16 protein-coding genes are annotated in these 18,032 nt (G+C 72.1%); 11 read left to right on the forward strand and 5 right to left on the reverse strand.

What is annotated here, in order from left to right:
- Positions 1-46: 46 nt before the first annotated feature.
- From ABD951_RS07205 to ABD951_RS07215, 3 genes are read right to left on the reverse strand one after another with little or no spacing between them, the layout of a single operon-like run.
- A complete protein-coding gene (locus tag ABD951_RS07205) occupies positions 47-1,291 on the reverse strand; it encodes a glycosyltransferase family 4 protein (RefSeq protein ID WP_345343085.1) in 1,245 nt (414 codons plus the stop codon).
- Position 1,292: 1 nt separating this feature from the next.
- On the reverse strand, positions 1,293-2,840 hold the full coding sequence (locus ABD951_RS07210; RefSeq protein WP_345343086.1) for a 1,4-alpha-glucan branching protein domain-containing protein: 1,548 nt from the start codon (positions 2,838-2,840) through the stop codon (positions 1,293-1,295).
- Complete coding sequence (locus ABD951_RS07215) at positions 2,837-3,658, reverse strand: class I SAM-dependent methyltransferase (RefSeq protein WP_345343912.1); 822 nt, start codon at positions 3,656-3,658, stop codon at positions 2,837-2,839. Before ABD951_RS07215 ends, ABD951_RS07210 begins: the two co-directional genes overlap by 4 nt.
- Positions 3,659-3,914: 256 nt before the next feature.
- Between ABD951_RS07215 and ABD951_RS07220 the strand changes: the two genes are divergently transcribed.
- From ABD951_RS07220 to ligA, 9 genes are all read left to right on the forward strand, one after another.
- Positions 3,915-4,700, forward strand: a complete 786-nt coding sequence (locus ABD951_RS07220) for an electron transfer flavoprotein subunit beta/FixA family protein (protein ID WP_345343087.1) — start codon at positions 3,915-3,917, stop codon at positions 4,698-4,700.
- Positions 4,701-4,746: 46 nt separating this feature from the next.
- Positions 4,747-5,703: an electron transfer flavoprotein subunit alpha/FixB family protein gene (locus tag ABD951_RS07225; protein ID WP_345343088.1), complete on the forward strand. Its 957-nt coding sequence runs from the start codon at positions 4,747-4,749 to the stop codon at positions 5,701-5,703.
- 176 nt (positions 5,704-5,879) lie between these two features.
- Positions 5,880-6,668 carry a GNAT family N-acetyltransferase gene (locus ABD951_RS07230; RefSeq protein WP_345343090.1) on the forward strand — a complete coding sequence of 263 codons (789 nt, stop codon included), beginning with the start codon at positions 5,880-5,882 and terminating at the stop codon, positions 6,666-6,668.
- A gap of 41 nt (positions 6,669-6,709) precedes the next feature.
- A complete protein-coding gene (locus ABD951_RS07235; RefSeq protein ID WP_345343091.1) occupies positions 6,710-7,516 on the forward strand; it encodes a lysophospholipid acyltransferase family protein in 807 nt (268 codons plus the stop codon).
- Positions 7,517-7,589: 73 nt separating this feature from the next.
- Complete coding sequence (locus ABD951_RS07240; RefSeq protein WP_345343092.1) at positions 7,590-8,861, forward strand: cysteine desulfurase family protein; 1,272 nt, start codon at positions 7,590-7,592, stop codon at positions 8,859-8,861.
- Positions 8,861-9,949, forward strand: a complete 1,089-nt coding sequence (mnmA, locus tag ABD951_RS07245; RefSeq protein ID WP_345343093.1) for a tRNA 2-thiouridine(34) synthase MnmA — start codon at positions 8,861-8,863, stop codon at positions 9,947-9,949. Before ABD951_RS07240 ends, mnmA begins: the two co-directional genes overlap by 1 nt.
- A complete protein-coding gene (locus tag ABD951_RS07250) occupies positions 9,946-10,968 on the forward strand; it encodes a methionine synthase (protein ID WP_345343094.1) in 1,023 nt (340 codons plus the stop codon). The genes mnmA and ABD951_RS07250 overlap by 4 nt, the downstream gene beginning before the upstream one ends.
- Before the next feature lie 68 nt (positions 10,969-11,036).
- Positions 11,037-11,498 (forward strand): DUF1801 domain-containing protein, encoded by a 462-nt coding sequence (locus ABD951_RS07255; protein ID WP_345343095.1) that lies wholly within the window; start codon positions 11,037-11,039, stop codon positions 11,496-11,498.
- Between the two features lie 41 nt (positions 11,499-11,539).
- Complete coding sequence (gene ligA, locus ABD951_RS07260) at positions 11,540-13,675, forward strand: NAD-dependent DNA ligase LigA (RefSeq protein ID WP_345343097.1); 2,136 nt, start codon at positions 11,540-11,542, stop codon at positions 13,673-13,675.
- 17 nt (positions 13,676-13,692) lie between these two features.
- Here the strand turns inward: ligA and ABD951_RS07265 are convergent, their stop codons facing one another.
- Entirely contained in the window at positions 13,693-14,715 is a 1,023-nt protein-coding gene (locus tag ABD951_RS07265; RefSeq protein WP_345343099.1) for an Lrp/AsnC family transcriptional regulator, read from the reverse strand.
- A gap of 111 nt (positions 14,716-14,826) precedes the next feature.
- On the opposite strand from ABD951_RS07265, the gene ABD951_RS07270 reads away from it, so the two are divergent.
- Both ABD951_RS07270 and ABD951_RS07275 read left to right on the forward strand, forming a co-directional pair.
- Complete coding sequence (locus tag ABD951_RS07270) at positions 14,827-16,044, forward strand: M20 metallopeptidase family protein (protein WP_345343101.1); 1,218 nt, start codon at positions 14,827-14,829, stop codon at positions 16,042-16,044.
- 11 nt (positions 16,045-16,055) lie between these two features.
- Positions 16,056-17,387 (forward strand): MFS transporter, encoded by a 1,332-nt coding sequence (locus ABD951_RS07275; RefSeq protein ID WP_425569792.1) that lies wholly within the window; start codon positions 16,056-16,058, stop codon positions 17,385-17,387.
- A 41-nt stretch (positions 17,388-17,428) separates the two neighbouring features.
- On the opposite strand, the gene soxR is transcribed toward ABD951_RS07275, so the two are convergent.
- Positions 17,429-17,905, reverse strand: a complete 477-nt coding sequence (gene soxR, locus ABD951_RS07280; RefSeq protein WP_345343103.1) for a redox-sensitive transcriptional activator SoxR — start codon at positions 17,903-17,905, stop codon at positions 17,429-17,431.
- Positions 17,906-18,032: the final 127 nt, after the last annotated feature.

Here is an 18,032-nt window from a genome sequence, read left to right on the forward strand (position 1 = left end):
GCCGCGCCTGTGTGGTGGCCTCGCGCAACCACACAGGCGCGGTGCCCTACCGGTCCGGGAGGGGCCGCTGCGGGATGTCCGGACGCGCCAGCGGGTGCCGGACCCGGCGCTTCGCGCTCAGGTAGACCTGCGCGGTGTCGAGCGCGACCTGGTGCCAGTCGAAGTCCTCGGTCAGCCGCTCGCGGGCCGCCCGGGCCCGGCGTTGCGCGGCGGCCGGGTCGTCGAGGACCTCGCGGACCGCGGAGGTCAGCCCGTCGACGTCCCCGGGCTGGAACGACAGTCCGGTCACCCCGTCGACGACGGCTTCACCGAGCCCACCCGCCGTGGACGCGACGAGCGGGGTGCCTGCGGCGGCGGCCTCGAGCGCGATGATGCCGAACGGCTCGTACCGGCTCGGCAGCACGATCGCGTCGGCGCCGTGCAGCCAGCCGAGCAGCTCGGTGTGGTCGAGGCCGCCGAGGAAGTTCACCGACCGCAGCACGCGGTGCGTGCGGGCCTCCTCTCGCAGCCACTCGTACTGGGTGCCCTCCCCGGCGACCGCGAGGGTGGTGCCGGGGTGGCTGCGCCGGATCCGGGGGAGCGCGGCGATCGCGTCCTGGACGCCCTTCTCGTATTCGAGCCGTCCGACGAACAGCAGCCGCGGCGGCCCGGACCGCGGCCCGCGGTCCCGGTAGCTCCACGTGGCGACGTCGATCCCGTTGCGGATCACCGTGATCGGCGCCAGGCTCGACCCGTAGAGCTCGGTCACCTCCTCCTCCATCGAGGCGGAGCAGGTGATGATCGAGTCGGACTCGTTGGCGAGCCACCACTCCACGGAGTGCACCTGCCGGTTGATCGTCCCCGACAGCCATCCGCTGTGCCGGCCGGCCTCGGTGGCGTGCAACGTCGACACCAGCGGCACGTCGTAGTACTCGGCGAGCGCGATCGCCGGGTGCGCGACCAGCCAGTCGTGGGCGTGCACGACGTCGGGCCGCCACCCCTCGCCGATCCCGGGCCGGGCCAGGCCGATGCCGGCGCGGACCATCGCATGTCCCATCGCGAGTGTCCAGGCGAGCATGTCCTCGCCGAACACGAAGTGCGGCGGATCCTCCGCCACCGCGACGACGAGGACACCGTCGGCGATGTGCGTGATCGTCGGGTGGGTGGCCGCGTCGGTGCCGGTCGGCCGCCGCGACAACACGACGACCTCGTGGCCCGCCTCGACGAGCTCGGTGGCCAGGTGGTGGACGTGCCGGCCGAGTCCGCCGACGACCACCGGTGGGTACTCCCACGACACGATCAGGATCTTCATGTCACCCCTCCGTGACATCGTCGGGTAGTCGGCGCGCGTCCAGACCGGGGAACAGTCCGTCGGCGTGGTTCCAGCCGTCGGCGAGGCGACGCGCCCGATCCGGGTGGCCGGACGCCACCGCCTCGGCGATCTCCCGGGTGGCGTGCGCGTGCTTGTGTGCGCGGTCGCGGGCGTAGCCGGCCGCGCTGTCCTTGCTGACCATGAACGCCCAGTCGCTCTGGACCGTCATGATCGCCTCGCGCAGGATCTGGTCGTTGACGCGGTCCCGCAGCTCGGGCCTGCCCGGCGCGCGCTGCGAGTCACGGGCCTTGTCGACGGTGTCGAGCGCGGTCTGCACCACCTCGGAGTTCAGCTGGACCAGGTCGGAGACCTGGTCGCCGGCCCACACCCGCCAGTCCTTGCCGCTGCCCCAGGACGAGTCGTTCAGCTCGACGGGTTCGCCGACGAATCCCTTCGCCCGGGCCTGCGACAGGGTGCCGACCTCGACGCCCGCCTCGGGCAGCGCCCGCAGCACCTTCTCGAGCCACTGCGGTCCCTCGAACCACCAGTGCCCGAACAGCTCCGTGTCGAACGCGGCGACGACGAGCGCGTCCCGGCCGGTGCGGTCGCGCTCGGACCGGATCCGCTCGACGACGGTGGCGACGAAGTCCTCGACGTGCCGGTCGACGGCCGCGGCCGCGAGCTCGGGGTCGTACGGCGCCTTGTCCTTCGAGTCGACGGTCTTGCCGGTCACCCGGGACGGCTTGAGGCCGGTGTCGTGGTCGTAGGTGTGGAAGTCGCGGTAGGCGCCGTGGCCCGGGTAACCGGACTTCGGCGACCACACCCGGTAGGAGACCTGCAGGTCACGGCCGAAGGCGACCACGTCGGACTCGCGCACCGGGCGGCCGAGCGAGGTGTCGCCGCGCAGGGAGGGACCGTCCACCATGAAGTGGGTGATCCCGGTCTGCGCGTACTCGACCTCCATGCCGGGGGTGTACCCGCACTCGGGCGCCCAGATTCCGGAAGGCCTTGTGCCCCAGCGCATTTCGGCGTCAGCGAGCCCCTCGGCGAGCTCGAAGCGGCGCAGTCGCGGGTGCAGCAGCGGCTGGAACGGGTGGGCCAGCGGACCGCCGAGCAGTTCGATCGTGGAGTCGTCGATCAGACGGCGCAGCACCGGTGACGCGCCGTGCCGCCAGCGCTCCTCGAAGTCGGTGAGTGCGTGCGCGGCGAGCCGGTGCTCGCGGGCACCGAGGTCCCGGCGCGCGCGGTCGGGCATCAGGGCGGCCTCGTGGGCGCGCAGCTGCCAGTTGCCGAGCCAGTGGTGCATCCCGGACAGGCAGTGCGGGTCGTCGAGCATCGCCGCGAGCACCGGCGTGACGCCCAGCGTGAGCAGGTTCTGCCTGCCTTCCTCGGCGAGGGTGCGCAACACCCGCGTGACCGGCAGGTAGGTCGCCGCCCACGACTGGTAGAGCCACTCCTCGCCGACCGGCCAGCGACCGTGGTTGGCCAGCCACGGCAGGTGCGAGTGCAGCACCAGGGCGAACATCCCCGGTTGACGGGGGGTGGTCATCCGTCGGCCTCGGGTGCTCGGGCGGCGGAGGCCGCGCCGGGCTTGCGGGCGATCGCCACCAGGTCGAGGCTGGCGTCGATGTCGGCCTCGGCGAGGGCGAAGTCGTCGATCGTGATCGCCTCGACGTCGCGGACCAGGTCGGCCGGCCAGGGCTCGCCGGCGAGTGCGCGGTCGATCTGCGCGTCGATGAACGACCCGCCGTGGACGGCGTCGAGTTCGCGCAGCCGGGGGCCGTGGTGCACGCCGGTCATCGTGGTGACCTCGAACCCGGCCTGCTCCAGCAGTTCGGTCAGTTCGGCGGCGTTGAGTTCGCGGGTGTGGAACGGGTTGAGCGGGGTGTCCCGGCCGGGGGAGAACGTGATCCGGTTCGGGGTGCTGATCAGCAGTTCGCCGCCCGGGGTCAGGACGCGATGGCACTCGGCGAGGAACTGCGCCTGGTCCCACAGGTGCTCGATCACCTGGAAGTTGACGATCGTCCCGACGCTCGCGTCGGCCAGCGGGAGGTCCGCGAGGTTGCCCTGACGCATGTCGACACGCGGGTACCGGGAGCGGACGTGCTCGACCGCCGAGGTGTCGTAGTCGACGCCGATGACCTTCTCGGCGACGTCGGCAATCATGTTGGCGCCGTAGCCTTCTCCCGATCCGGCCTCGAGGACGACCCGACCGGCGCAGCGGTCGAGGAGGCGCTGGTAGACCACCTCGTGGCGGCGGAACCAGTAGTTCTCCTCGGGCACGCCCGGAACCGTGCGCTCGCCGGTCAGCGGCAGGGTCGCGTGGTCGCCGGCCGCGACGGTCGTCGCACCGGCGGTGCCGGTCATCGGTGCAGATGAGTCACTCACCGGTGCCAGATTACTGCCACGTGTTCCAGTACGGGCCGTCGTGGTCCACATCACAGGCCTTTCGGGGGCGTTTCCGTCTTATCGTGAACGGGATTCCCGCTCAAGTTACCAGCCGGTAACTTCGGGTGTTGTAGTGTGACGCACGGTCATCGTGCGAAGTAGATGAATACCCGAGAGCTCGGCCGTCGCAGAGCCGCTCGCTGAGAAGACTGACACAGGAGGTCGACGAAGACCCATGACGAACATCGTCGTTTTGATCAAGCAGGTTCCCGATACCTGGTCCGAGCGCAAGCTCACCGACGGTGACTTCACGCTGGACCGTGAGGCCGCGGACGCGGTGCTCGACGAGATCAACGAGCGCGCCGTCGAGGAAGCACTGCTCATCAAGGAGGCCCAGGGCGGCGAGGTGACCGTGCTGTCCGCCGGTCCGGACCGTGCCACCGACGCCATCCGCAAGGCGCTGTCCATGGGTGCCGACAAGGCCATCCACGTGAACGACCCGGCGCTGCACGGCTCCGACGCGATCCAGACCGCGTACGCGCTCGCCGCCGCGCTCGGTCAGATCGAGGGCGTCGACCTGGTCATCGCCGGTAACGAGGCCACCGACGGTCGCGCCGGCGCCGTCCCCGCGATCATCGCCGAGTACCTGGGCCTGCCGCAGCTGACCCACCTGCGCAAGCTGACCGTCGCCGACGGCAAGGCCACCGGTGAGCGCGAGACCGACGAGGGCGTGTTCGCTCTCGAGGCTCCGCTGCCCGCGATCATCTCGGTCACCGAGAAGATCAACGAGCCGCGCTTCCCGTCCTTCAAGGGCATCATGGCCGCCAAGAAGAAGGAAGTTCAGGTCCTGACCCTCGCCGAGATCGGCCTGGACCCGTCCATCTTCGGCGTCGAGAACGCGGCCACCACGGTCACCGCGTCCACCCCGAAGCCCCCGCGTACCGCTGGCGAGCGCGTCGCCGACGAGGGTGAGGGCGGCAAGCAGATCGCCGCTTACCTGGTCGGCCAGAAGATCATCTGATTCGCGCCCCGCATCCAGCAGACACACACGTAGGAGAAGAGAACCAATGGCTGAAGTACTCGTGCTCGTCGAGCACGCCGAGGGCGCGCTCAAGAAGGTCAGCACCGAGCTGATCACCGCCGCCCGCGCCCTGGGTGAGCCCGCCGCCGTCGTCGCCGGCCCGGTCGGCACCGCCGACAAGCTGCAGGACGCGCTCGCCGCCGCCGGTGCCGTCAAGGTCTACGCCGCCGAGTCCGACGACGTCGACGGCTACCTGGTCACCCCGAAGGTCGACGTCCTCGCCTCGCTGGTCGAGTCCGTCTCCCCGGCCGCGGTCCTGACCGCCGCCTCGACCGAGGGCAAGGAGGTGTCCGGTCGCCTGGCCGCGCGCATCGGCTCCGGTCTGCTCGTCGACGTCATCGACGTCAAGTCCGACGGCAGCGTCGTGCACTCCATCTTCGGTGGCGCGTTCACCGTCGACGCCAAGGCCAACGGCGAGGTCCCGGTCATCTCGGTCCGCCCGGGTGCCGTCGAGGCCCAGCCGCAGGCCGCCGCCGCCGAGCGCGTCGCGGTCGACGTGCCCGCGCAGGAGGAGAACGCGGTCAAGATCACCTCGCGTCAGCCGATCGTCGGCGGCGACCGCCCCGAGCTCACCGAGGCGTCGATCGTCGTCTCCGGTGGTCGCGGCGTCGGTTCCGCCGAGAAGTTCTCGGTCGTCGAGGAGCTCGCCGACTCGCTCGGTGCCGCCGTCGGTGCGTCCCGCGCCGCCGTCGACTCGGGCTACTACCCGGGCCAGTTCCAGGTCGGCCAGACCGGCAAGACGGTCTCCCCGCAGCTGTACATCGCGCTCGGCATCTCCGGTGCCATCCAGCACCGCGCCGGCATGCAGACCTCGAAGACCATCGTCGCGGTCAACAAGGACGAAGAGGCCCCGATCTTCGAGATCGCGGACTACGGCGTCGTCGGCGACCTGTTCAACGTCGCCCCGCAGCTCACCGAGGCCGTCAAGGCTCACAAGGGCTGAGGCCACGTCGGTGATCGTCACCCCGGTCGGGGTGGAGATCACCGCCCGCTCGTGCGGCCCCGCTCCCGGTTCCGGGGGCGGGGCCGTCGCCGTTCTCCGGACGTGTTCACCGGGTTGCCACGGGCGCGACACCCCGACGATGCCGGACCGCCCCGCGCAGGCGCGACGCTTCGTGCATGACCACCACCGAGGCGCCGACCCGGGCGACCGCCCGCTACACGCTCCTGCTGTCGTCCGACCGGGAACACCGGGAGGCGGCACAGCGGCTGCGGCACACCGTGTTCGCGGCCGAACCCGGCTTCCGGCACTCCGCACCGGACGGCCGCGACGCCGACCGGTTCGACGAGTACTGCGAGCACCTGCTGGTCCGGGACGAGGCGACCGACGAGACCGTCGGGTGCTATCGGATCCTGACCCCCGACGCCGCGCGGGCAGCCGGGGGGCTGTACACGGCAACGGAATTCGACGTGACCGCGCTCGACCCGCTGCGGCCCGCGCTGGTGGAGCTCGGTCGCGCGTGCGTGCACCCGGACCACCGGACCGGGACCGTGCTGGGCCTGATGTGGGCGGGCATGCTGAACTACCTCGAACTCGCCGGCCACCGGTGGGCCGTCGGGTGCGTGTCGGTCCCGATGCGCCTCGCCGACGGCGACGTCGCCGGTGCCAACGTCCGCGCCGTCCGTGACCGGCTGCTCGGGCAGCACGCGAGCGCCCCGGACCGCCGGGTGTACCCGCACCGCCCGGTGCCGGGCCTGGACGCCGTGGCACCGCCCGCGAAAGCCGTTCTGCCGCCGCTGTTGCGCGGATACCTGCGACTTGGCGCCCGGATCTGCGGCGAGCCCGCCCACGACCCCGACTTCGAGGTCGCGGACTTCGTCGCGCTGCTCGGCATCGACGACGCCGACGAGCGGTACCTGAGCCGGCTGCGGTCGGTCGCCGCGGCCGTACCGGTGGTTCCGCGATGAGCCACCCCTGGATGCCGGCGAGCCCGTGCGGGGACGGGTGCGTGTCCCGTGACAGCGACCGCGCCGGGATGTTCCGGGTCGGACTGCGCTACGCGCGCCTGACCGCGACGATGTCGGTGTTGCCGGTGCTGCCCGCCGCCGGGGTGCTGCCGGTGCGCTGGCGGCGCCGAGTGCAGCGGGGATACGCGCGGGCGATGCTGCGGGCGCTCGGCCTGCGCCTGTCGGTCCGGGACGAGCGCGGTCCCGACCCCGCCGAGACCGGGCGGGGGGTGCTCGCGGTGGCCGGCCACGTGTCGTGGCTCGACGTGCTGGCGCTGAGCGCGGTGGAACCGGGCGACTTCGTCGCCCGTGCCGACCTGCTCGGCTGGCCGTTGCTCGGGTGGGTCGCGCACCGCATGCGGGTGCTCCCGATCGACCGGGATCGCCTGCGGGATCTGCCGGGTGTGGTGGACGAGGCCGCGGAGCGGTTGCGCACCGGCACGCGCGTCGTCGTGTTCCCGGAGGGCACCACGTGGTGCGGGCGCGCCTACGGCAGGCTGCGGCCGGCCCTGTTCCAGTCGGCGATCGACGCCGGTGCGGTGGTGGCGCCGATCGGCTTGCACTACCTGCGGCCCGACGGCAGGACCGAGACCGGTGTCTGCTTCGTCGGCGAGCAGTCCCTCGTCGCGACGCTGCGCCGGATCGTGCGCCTGCGCGAGGTGCGGATCGAGGTCCGGCTCGTCCCGGTCCAGGAACCCGGCGACGATCGGCGGGAGCTGGCCGCGCGCTGCGAGCGCCTGCTCCGCGGCGGCGAGATCGACGACCTCGTGGCCCGGATGCTGCCGATGCCGACGCCCCTCGCCTCCTGATCCCGCCGGGCGTGCCCTACCAGCGCGGTCGCCGGCCGGGGCGGCCGTGGGGACGGGCTATCCTGGTCGGGTCATGACATCGCCCCGCCTCGATTCCGCCGGACCGGTCGACCGTGCCAACGCGCCGCGGTCCGCGCCGGTCTACCTCGACCACGCCGCGACCACCCCGATGCTGCCGGAGGCGATCTCCGCGATGACCGAGGTCCTCGCGACGGTCGGGAACGCGTCGTCGCTGCACGGGTCCGGCCGGGCCGCGCGGCGCCGGGTCGAGGAGGCGCGGGAGTCGATCGCGGCGGACCTGGGTGCCCGGCCGTCGGAGGTCATCTTCACCTCGGGTGGCACCGAGTCCGACAACCTCGCGGTCAAGGGCATCTACTGGGCCCGGCGGGACGCCGATCCGCGCCGCCGCCGGATCGTCACCAGCACCGTCGAGCACCACGCCGTGCTGGACGCCGTCGAGTGGCTCGCGGCCCACGAGGGTGCCGAGGTGACGTGGCTGCCGGTCGACGCGCAGTGCCGGGTCGACCCGGCGGACCTGCGCCGCGAGCTGGACGCCCACGCCGACGAGACCGCGCTCGTGACGGTCATGTGGGCGAACAACGAGGTCGGTTCGATCATGCCGATCGAGGAACTGGCCGCCGTCTGCGCCGAGTTCGACGTCCCGATGCACAGCGACGCGGTACAGGCCGCGGCGCAGCTGCCGGTCGACTTCGGTGCCAGCGGGCTGGCCGCGCTCAGTGTCGCCGCGCACAAGTTCGGCGGGCCGCACGGGGCCGGCGCGCTCCTGCTGGGCCGTCAGGTGCCGTGCGTGCCGCTGCTGCACGGCGGCGGCCACGAGCGTGACCTGCGTGCCGGCACCCTCGACACCTCCGGCGCCGTGGCCTCCGCCGCGGCGTTGCGGAAGACGGTGTCGGACCGGGACTTCCGTACCTCCGAGCTGACCCGCCTGCGGGACCGGCTGATCGACGGCGTGCGGTCGGCGGTGCCCGATGCGATCCTCAACGGCCCCGTCGGCGGCGGGCGGTTGCCCGGCAACGCGCACTTCACGTTCCCCGGCTGCGAGGGGGACTCCCTGCTGATGCTGCTCGACGCCGCCGGAGTCGAGTGCTCGACCGGGTCGGCGTGCACGGCCGGAGTGGCCCGCGCCAGCCACGTCCTGATCGCGATGGGCGTCGAGCCCCGGACCGCACGCGGGTCGTTGCGGTTCTCCCTCGGCCACTCGTCCACCGACGCGGACGTCGACGCGCTGCTGGGCGCGCTGCCCCAGGTCGTCGAGCGGGCCCGCGCGGCCGGACTGGCGAGCGCCGGGTCGCGCCGAATCGAGAGCACGGGAGGAACGCGCTGATGCGGGTACTGGCGGCGATGAGCGGCGGGGTGGACTCCGCGGTGGCGGCGGCCCGCGCCGTCGAGGCCGGGCACGACGTCGTCGGGGTGCACCTGGCGCTGTCGACGGCTCCGGGCACCCTCCGCACCGGCTCGCGTGGCTGCTGCTCCAAGGAGGACGCCGGCGACGCCCGACGTGCGGCCGACGTGCTCGGAATCCCCTTCTACGTCTGGGATTTCGCGGACCGCTTCAAGGAGGACGTGATCGACGACTTCGTCGCGGCCTACGCCGCAGGCGAGACGCCGAACCCGTGCCTGCGGTGCAACGAGAAGATCAAGTTCGCGGCGCTCGCCGACCGCGCGATCGCGCTCGGCTTCGACGCGGTCGCGACCGGGCACTACGCGCGGCTCGAGGACGGGGTGCTGCGCCGCGCCGTCGACGAGGACAAGGACCAGTCGTACGTGCTGGGCGTGCTCACCGCCGAGCAGCTCGCCCGGGCGATGTTCCCGGTCGGCGACACCCCGAAGCCGCAGATCCGGGCCGAGGCCGCCGAGCGCGGTCTCGCGGTCGCGGACAAGCCCGACAGCCACGACATCTGCTTCATTCCGTCCGGTGACACCCGCGCGTTCCTCGGCGCGAAGATCGGCGTCCGACCCGGCAAGGTCGTCGACGCGGACACCGGCGCCGAACTCGCCGACCACGACGGCGTGCACGGCTTCACGATCGGCCAGCGGAAGGGGCTCGGTGTGGAGGGTCCGGCCGTGGACGGCCGGCCCCGGTACGTCACCGCGATCGAACCGGAGACCGGGACCGTCAAGGTCGGATCCGCGGATCGCCTGCAGGTGTGGACGATTCGGGCGGAGCGGGCGATCTGGACCTCCGGTTCGGCACCCGACGGCCCGATCGAGTGCACGGTTCAGGTGCGCGCGCACGGCGGTCTCGCCGACGCCGTCGTGACCGGGGTCGACGGGGGACTGGACGTGCGGCTGCGGGAGCCGCTGACCGGCGTCGCACGGGGGCAGGCCGTGGTGCTATACCGGCGTGACCCGGGCGGCGACGTCGTGCTGGGCAGCGGCACCATCGCCGGAACCGGATCCGAATCCCGTTGACCGAGAAGAAGTTCCCCGTCGGAGTCGCGACGGGAGTGGGCTCCTGGCCGGGGGTCGACGCGCGTGAGGCCGCTGCGATCGTGGTCGGGGAGCTGCCCGAGCTGCCGCACCTGGTGGAACTGCCGGGACGCGGCCTGGGCGCGGACATGATCGGTCGGGCGGCCGCGTTGCTCGTCGACCTGCCGCTCGACACCTCGACCACCGGCTACCGGGTCGCGCAGCGGCCCGGGCCGGTCACCCGGCTCGCCCGCGACCTGCTGGCCCGGGACCTCGACGCGCTCGAGGAGGCGTGGGAGCTCGCCGGCCGCCGCGGCACCGACCAGCCGGTGAAGGTGCAGGCCGTCGGACCGCTCACGCTCGCGTCGCAGGTCGAGCTGGTCGGCGGGCACCGCGCCCTGACCGACCCCGGCGCCCGTCGTGATCTGGCGGAGTCGCTCGCCGAGGGGGTCCGCGCCCACGTCGCCGACGTGGAGCGACGGCTCGGGTCGCCGGTGCTGGTGCAGTTCGACGAACCGGGACTGCGCGCGGTGCTCGACGGGTCGCTGACCGGGGTGTCGATCCTGCAGACGCCGCGCGCCCTGCCGGAGCCGGAGGCCCTGGCCGTGCTGCACGCGGTCGTCGCGGCGGTGGAGGTGCCGGTGCTCGTGCACTGCTGCGCCGCGGCACCGCCGCTGGACCTGCTGCGGCGCAGCGGCGCCGCGATGGTCGGACTGGACGTGAGCGTCCTGACGGCGGCGGACCTCGACGGGGTCGGCGAATTGCTCGAGGACGGGCTGTCGTTGGCGCTGGGTCTGGTGCCGACCGCCCCGCCCGAACGGGTCCCCGGCTGGCGGGAGCTGGGGCGGCCCGCGGTGACGCTGACGGACCGGTTGGGCTTCCCCCGCACCGTCCTCGCGGACCGGGTGCTCGTGACGCCGTCGTGCGGGTTGGCCGGCGCGAACGGCGCGTGGTCCCGCCGTGCCCTGCGCAGTGCCTCCGAACTCGCCCGGGCGTTCGCCGACGGCGCCGAGTTCGACTGACGACGCCCTCGGACGCCGCGCCCGCTTCGAGGGGCTCGGGTGTCGGGCCGCCGACGTAGGCTGCGGCCATGGCAGATTCTCGGGCGACCCCTCGGCCACCATCGGTCGACCCGGCGGTGCGGGCCTTCCTGGACGGGGTGAGCCACCGGGTGCGCAGGCGCGACGCCGACACCCTCCTCGCGCTGATGCAGAACGTGACCGGTGCGGACGCCACGATGTGGGGCCCGTCGATCGTCGGGTTCGGCACCTACCACTACCGGTACGCGAGCGGTCGCGAGGGCGACGCGCCGGCGGCGGGGTTCTCGCCCAGGAGGACTGCCTCGACGGTGTACCTGGCCGACGGCGTCGGCGCGCATCCCGACCTCGTCGAACGGCTCGGGCCGCACACCTCCGGTGTCGGGTGCCTGTACTTCAAGGACCTCGCGGCGGTCGATCTCGACGTGCTCGGCGAGTTGGTGGCGCGCTCGTATGCCGCGGTCACGGCCGGGACGTACGGGCTGCGTGCGCGGGAGGGCGGCGCCGGGTCCTGACGCGTCGGGCGGTGTCGGTCTGCTGCGTTAGCCTTGCGGGCGTGACCGAGAACGTGGCAGCGACCGCCGAGGAACGCGAGCAGTGGCAGCGGCTGGCGGAAGAGGTGCGCGAGCACCAGTTCCGCTACTACGTCAAGGACGCGCCGACCGTCTCGGACGGCGAGTTTGACGCGCTGCTGCGGCAACTGACCGATCTCGAGGACCGCCGCCCGGACCTGCGCACCCCCGATTCCCCGACACAGCTCGTCGGCGGCGGATTCGCCACCGAGTTCACCGCGGTCGACCACCTCGAGCGAATGCTCAGTCTGGACAACGTGTTCGACGAGGCGGAGCTGCGCACCTGGATCTCCCGGGTCGAGGTCGAGACGGGTCCGGATCTGCACTACCTGTGCGAGGTCAAGATCGACGGTGTCGCGCTGAACCTGGTGTACGAGAACGGAAGGCTGGTGCGCGCCGCCACCCGCGGCGACGGCCGCACCGGGGAGGACGTCACCCTCAACGCCCGCACGATCGACGACATCCCGCACACGCTGACCGCGAGCGAGCAGTACCCGGTCCCGGCGCTGCTCGAGGTCCGCGGTGAGGTGTTCTTCCGGCTCGAGGACTTCGAGGCCCTCAACGCCTCGCTCGTCGCGGACGGCAAGGCGCCGTTCGCGAATCCGCGCAACTCCGCCGCCGGATCGCTCCGCCAGAAGAACCCCGCGGTGACCGCGAAGCGGCGGCTCGGGATGATCTGCCACGGACTCGGCCGGACCGAGGGTTTCGACCCGGTCAGCCAGCACGACGCCTACCTCGCGCTGGCGGTGTGGGGACTGCCCGTGTCCACCCACACCTCGCGGGTGCAGGGGGCCGACGCGGTGGTCGCGAAGGTCGCCTACTGGGACGAGCACCGGCACGACGTCGAGCACGAGATCGACGGTCTGGTGGTCAAGGTCGACGAGATGTCGCTGCACCGCCGGCTCGGGGCGACGTCCCGGGCGCCGCGCTGGGCGATCGCGTACAAGTACCCGCCGGAGGAGGCGACGACGAAGCTGCTCGACATCCGGGTCAGCGTCGGACGCACCGGGCGGGTCACCCCGTTCGCGTACATGGAGCCGGTCACCGTCGCCGGGTCGACCGTGTCCCTGGCGACGCTGCACAACGGGTCCGAGGTCAAGCGCAAGGGGGTGCTGATCGGCGACACCGTGGTGATCCGCAAGGCCGGTGAGGTGATCCCGGAGGTGCTCGGCCCGGTCGTGGACCTGCGCGACGGCACCGAACGCGAGTTCGTGATGCCGACCCACTGTCCCGAGTGCGGCACGGAACTGGCCCCGGCCAAGGAGGGCGACGCCGACATCCGGTGCCCGAACACCCGCTCGTGCCCGGCGCAGTTGCGCGAGCGCGTGTTCCACGTCGCCGGTCGCGGCGCGTTCGACATCGAGGTGCTCGGATACGAGGCCGCGGCCGCGCTGCTCGAGGCCGGCGTCATCCGCGACGAGGGCGACCTGTTCTCGCTCACCGCCGACGACCTGATGAAGACGGCGCTGTTCACCACCAAGGCCGGCGCGCTGTCCGCGAACGGCCGCCGGCTGCTCGACAACCTCGACTCGTCGAAGCACAAGCCGCTGTGGCGTGTGCTGGTCGCGCTGTCGATCCGGCACGTCGGACCGACCGCGGCCCGTGCCCTGGCGTCGGAGTTCGGCAGCCTGGAGCGGATCGAGCGCGCGTCCGTGGACGAACTCGCCGCGGTCGACGGCGTCGGTGGCACCATCGCCGCCGCCGTGGTCGAGTGGTTCGCCGTCGACTGGCACCGGGAGATCGTCGAGAAGTGGCGTGCCGCAGGCGTTTCGATGGAGGACGAGCGGGACGCGTCGATCGAGCGGAACCTCGAGGGCCTGTCCATCGTGGTCACCGGGTCGCTGACCGCGTTCACCCGGGACGGCGCGAAGGAGGCCATCCTGCAGCGCGGCGGCAAGGCCGCGGGGTCGGTGTCGAAGAAGACCGCGTTCGTCGTCATCGGTGACGCGCCCGGGTCGAAGGCGGACAAGGCCGAACAGCTCGGTGTCCCGATCCTCGACGAGGCGGGCTTCGTACGGCTGCTCGCCGGCGGACCCGACGCGGTCACCGCGGCCCCGGACACAGGGGACGAGTCCGCGGATGCCGGCGACGAGTCCGAGGGGGCGCAGCCGGTCGGCTGAACCGATCCGCGCCCGCCCTACCGGGCCGAGCTGAGCGGAACCACCTCGCCGGTCGCCCGGCCGTCGGGGTGCAGGATCCACCCCATCCGCTTGCGCGTGCGCAGGATCACCGACGTGTCGACGATCTCGCCGTGCGCGAGCAGGGCCTCGATCCGCTCCTGGGCGCGCATCAGGTCGGTGAGCGAACTCGTCCACATCGTGACCAGGAAGTTGGTCGGGCCGGTCAATGCCATGCACACGCGGACCCGCGGTTCGGCGCGCAGCGCGGTGACGAGTGGGTCGCGCTCGGCGGACGGAACGCGGCACCACCACGTCGCCGCGATCGGCCACCGGGTCCGCAACTGTGCCACCTCGCACCGGAACACCAGTGACCCGGACCGCATCAGGGTGCCGAGCTGCCGGCGCACGGTCGAGGCCGGCCGGCCGATCCGCTCGCCGATCTCCGCGGCCGTGGCGCGGCCGTCGCGCGCCAGCGCTTCGGCGATCGGGAGACCGGATTCGGGAATGGTGCCGGCGGCCTGCCCTCCCGGTGCACCGGACTGCGGGTCGATGGCACCGAGCGCCGAGATCTGGCTGGGCGCCAACGCGTCGAGCCGCCATCGGCTGCCCTCGGAGTAGATCTGGCTCGCGACGTGCGTGCGGGTCGAGCGGAGCCCGCCGATGCGCGGCAGCTCGTCGAGGAGCAGCGCCGACAGGTCATCCATCGACGGGGTCAGGACGGTCAGGATCAGGTCCCGGCCGCGAGCCGCGTGCTCGAGTGTCGCGATCCGGGCATCGGCGGCCAGACGCCGGCACACCTCGTCGAGCCGATCGAACGAGCAGTCGACCTCGACGAGTGCGGTCACGGTGTCGGAGCGCACGATGTGCCGTGGGTACGCCGTGATCCAGGCCAGCCCGCTCGTGGAGATCCGGTCCCAGCGCCGCGCGAGGGTCGCCGGCTTGGTGTCGAGGATCGGTGCCAGCTCGGACCAGGCGGCGCGGGGCCGGATCTGCAGCGCGTGGATGAGCGCGAGGTCGTCTTCTGTCAGGGTGTCGTGCACGTTTCGTTCCCGAATGCGTCGTCACGTGGTCACTTGTGGTCAATTCTGCGGCCCCGACTGTGTGGCACCACACACTCTATCCAGATCGTTGGACACCGAGAACGGATACCGATGGACCTCAAAGACGACGCCGTGCAGATGCGTGACGAGCTGGTCGCCCTTCGTCGCGCCCTGCACCGCGAGCCGGAGATCGGGCTCGACCTGCCGCGCACCCAGGAGCGGGTGCTCGAGGCCCTGCAGGGCCTGCCCCTCGAGATCAGCACCGGCTCGTCGACCACCTCGGTGACCGCGGTGCTGCGCGGCGGCCAACGTGACGCCGCCGAGCCGACGACCGTGCTGCTGCGTGCGGACATGGACGCGCTCCCGGTCGACGAGCGCACCGGGACGGACTTCGCCTCCCGGAACGGTGCGATGCACGCCTGTGGCCACGACCTGCACACCACCGCGCTCGTCGGCGCCGCGCACCTGCTGAGCCGGCATCGGGACCACGTGGCCGGCGACGTGGTGCTGATGTTCCAGCCCGGTGAGGAGGGATTCGACGGCGCCGGCACGATGATCGCCGAGGGCGTCCTCGACGCCGCGGGACGGCGTGCGGACTACGCGTACGGGATGCACGTGTTCGCGAACCAGCTGCCGGCCGGGATGTTCGCCAGCCGTCCGGGCCCGATGCTGTCGGCGTCTCACCGCCTCGACGTGACCGTGCGCGGCGCAGGCGGGCACGGCTCGGCCCCGCACACCGCGAAGGACCCCGTCGTCGCGGCGGCCGAGATGATCACCTCGCTGCAGACCATGGTCACTCGCAGCGTCGACATCTTCGACCCGGTGGTCATCACGATCGGTGTGCTGCGGGCAGGCACCCGCCGCAACATCATCCCCGACACGGCCACCTTCGAGGCGACGGTCCGGCTGTACTCCGCCGCCAGCGAGGAACTGTTGAACACCACGATCCGGCGGGTCCTCGAAGGCGTCGCCCTGGCGCACGGCGTGGAGGTCGACGTCGACTTCCGGCCCCAGTACCCGGTGACCGTCAACAACGCCGACGAGGTGGCGTTCGGCGAGCGGGTGATCCGGGACGTGATCGGGGAGCAGTGGTACCGCGAGCTGGACCGGCCGAGCAGCGGATCGGAGGACTTCTCGCGGGTGCTCGACGCGGTTCCCGGCGCGTTCATCGGCCTGGGGGCCTGCATGCCCGGCATCGACCCGGCGGCGGCCCCGATGAACCACTCCCCGCGCGCCGAGTTCTTCGACGGCGTGCTTCCCGATGCGGCCGCGGTGTACTCCGCGCTGGCCGTCGAACGACTCGCCCACGTGACAGGAGCCCGACGATGAAGGTGAGCGCCATGGACTCCGGAATCGACGCGACGAACCTCGGCGCGACCCCGCGGCCGGAGAACGGCCGGACCGCGAGCCGACTGCAGACGTTCGTCGGAGTCGGTGCGGGAAACGCGATGGAGTGGTTCGACTGGAACATCTACGCGACCTTCGCGGCGTTCTTCGCGCCCCAGTTCTTCCACAGCGGAGACGCGGTGTCGGACATGCTCAAGACGCTCGCGATCTTCGCGGTGGGCTTCGTCGCCCGCCCGTTCGGCGGGATGCTCTTCGGCTGGCTGGCCGATCGCAAGGGCCGTCAGCTGTCGATGACCCTCGCGGTCGGGCTCGCCGCCGCGGGCAGCCTCGTGATCGGACTGACCCCGACCTACGGCTCGATCGGGGCCTGGGCCGCGCTGGTCCTGCTGGTCTGCCGGCTGCTCCAGGGCCTCGCGCACGGCGGTGAGCTGCCGTCCGCGCAGACCTATGTCACCGAGGTGGCCCCACGGGAACGACGTGGGCTGTGGTCGAGCCTGATCTACTTCTCCGGGACCCTCGGCGTGGTCGTCGGCACCGTGCTCGCCGCGATCCTGTCCACGACGTTGAGCAGTGCGCAGATGCACGACTTCGGCTGGCGCGTCCCGTTCCTCCTGGGCGGCGTGTTCGGGCTGTTCTCGCTCTACATGCGGTCGCGGATGCCGGAGACCGAGACGTTCACGAAGGCCGCGGAGGCCGCCGAGGCCCAGCCGGTTCGCGAGTCGATGTGGCGCAAGATCTGGGAACGGCCGGGACTGCTGCTGCGCGTCGTCGGGCTCACGATCGGCGGGACGGTCGTCTACTACGTGTGGGCCGTGTCCGCGCCGGCGTACGCGATCAGCGTCCGCGGTGTGCCCGCAACCCAGGCGCTGTGGGCCGGTGTCGGTGCCAGCCTGGTGTTCCTCGTGGCGCTGCCGCTGTGGGGCATGCTCTCCGACCGGATCGGCCGCCGCCCGGTCCTGATGTTCGGCGCCGTGATGCTGATGGTCCTGCTGTTCCCGCTCGGTTCGATCGTCCGCGGCGAGGCCTGGCAGTTGTTCGTCGCGATGACGATCGCGATGGTGCTGATCGGATGCATCTCCTCGATCGCGCCCGCCGTCTACGCCGAGATGTTCCCGACCGGCATCCGCGCCGCCGGGCTCGGTGTCCCGTACTCGTTCGCTGTCGCGTTGTTCGGAGGAACCGCGCCCTACCTGCAGACGTTCCTCGCGGACCGCGGACTGCCCAACGCGTTCAACTGGTACGCGATCGCCCTGATGGGAGTCACCCTCCTCACGGTCGTGTTCATGCCCGAGACCCGCGCCCGAGACCTCAGCAGCGAGGTCTGACCGCGACACGCGGTGCGAGCGACCGCCGGCCCGGACACCACTCAGTGTGTGCCCGGGCCGGCGGCGTCCCGGTGCAACGCCTTCGGCAGGAAGGCCGCGCCCGGTCCGACACTGGCGGCCCGGTCGCCGGGATTCGACAGCGCACACGTCTGGAGCGAGAGACACCCGCAGCCGATGCACGAGTCGAGGCCGTCGCGCAGTGCGACCAGCGCGTCGATCTGCTCGTCGAGCCGGGCGCGCCAGTGCCGGGACAGGCGGGCCCAGTCCGCGCGGGTGGGGGTGCGACCGCCCGGCAGGTCGGCCAGTGCCGCGGCGACCTCGTCGAGGCTGAGGCCGATGCTGCGTGCCGCGCGGATGAACGCGATCCGGCGCAGCACACTGCGTTGATACCGGCGCTGGTTGCCCGACGTGCGGGTCGACTCGATCAGACCCTGGCTCTCGTAGTACCGCAGCGCGGAGGCGGCCAGTCCGCTGCGCCGGGTCATCTCGCCGATCGTGAGCAGGTCCGTCGTCCGCACGCTGTCCCTCCCGGTGACGTCAAGTGAACTTCAACTTCCAGGATGGGCGCCGAAGCGGTTGACGGCAAGGAGTTCTCGTCTCGACCGGGATCGCCGGCCCGTGTCGCCGGCCCGTGTCGCCGGTTCC

The sequence above is a fragment of the Rhodococcus olei genome (assembly GCF_039540555.1).
Taxonomy (GTDB): domain Bacteria; phylum Actinomycetota; class Actinomycetes; order Mycobacteriales; family Mycobacteriaceae; genus Rhodococcus_G; species Rhodococcus_G olei.